Origin of the sequence: Methylobacterium sp. J-026, assembly GCF_022829585.1 — a bacterium.
Classification (GTDB): domain Bacteria; phylum Pseudomonadota; class Alphaproteobacteria; order Rhizobiales; family Beijerinckiaceae; genus Methylobacterium.
On record NZ_JAKSYC010000250.1, the window covers coordinates 1 to 906 of the forward strand.

Genomic DNA, 906 nt, shown 5'->3' on the forward strand with positions numbered 1-906 from the left:
AGGCCGCCGGACGGGTTGATCGGCAGCCGGCCGCCTTTCTCGGCCAGCCCCTCGCGCACCACGCGGTACCCCTCGCCTGGGGCCGCGAGACCCATTGCCTCGTACTCGATCAGCTCGGCGATGGTGACGCAGTCGTGGGTCTCCACGAAGGACAGGTCGTCGTTGCCGATCCCGGCTTCGGCCCGCGCCTTCTCCCAGGCGAGCCGTGCGCCCTTGAATTCCGTCGGATCGCGGCGGGACAGGGGCAGGGTGTCGTTGACTTGGGCGCGGGCGGCCGTTGCCGCCGCCGCCGCGGAGCTGGGCCCGTCGGTGCAGGAGAGCAGACGGCAGGTCGCCGGCTCGGCTGAACTGGCGCGGCGTGCGGTGCACGAGGCGGATCAGACCGGCGCCATGGTGCAGGAGCTGAGCAGCGCCGTCGCGCGGATCGGCGACGTGGTCGGGCTGATCTCGACCATCGCTGGGCAGACCAACCTGCTGGCCTTGAACGCCACGATCGAGGCCGCCCGGGCCGGGGCCGCTGGCAAGGGCTTCGCCGTCGTTGCCGCCGAGGTAAAGGCGCTCGCCGAGCAGACGGCCAAGGCCACGAACGAGATCTCCGGGCAGATCACCCGAATCCAGGCGTCGACCGGTCAGGCGGTCATGGCGATCGCCGGTATCACCGGGCGGATCCGCGAGATCAGCGGTGTGGCGACCTCGATCGCCGCGGGCGTGGAGGAACAGGGGGCGGCGACACAGGAAATCGTGCGCAACGTCGGTCAGGCTGCCCAGGGCACCGGCGAGGTGACCAGCAACATCGTCGGTGTCGCCGGAGCGGCGGAGGAGACCGGACGGGCGGCGGGCCAGGTCCTCGGCGCTGCTTCGGAGCTGTCGCGCCAGTCCGAGCACCTCACGGCCGAGATCGACCGC

Annotated in this window: 2 pseudogenes; one reads left to right on the forward strand and one right to left on the reverse strand. The window is 71.7% G+C overall.

Annotated features, from left to right (window positions below):
- A pseudogene (locus MKK69_RS21620) lies at positions 1-272 on the reverse strand (thiolase C-terminal domain-containing protein); the annotation flags it as partial.
- A gap of 4 nt (positions 273-276) precedes the next feature.
- On the opposite strand from MKK69_RS21620, the pseudogene MKK69_RS21625 reads away from it, so the two are divergent.
- Positions 277-906, forward strand: a pseudogene (locus MKK69_RS21625) (methyl-accepting chemotaxis protein); the annotation flags it as partial.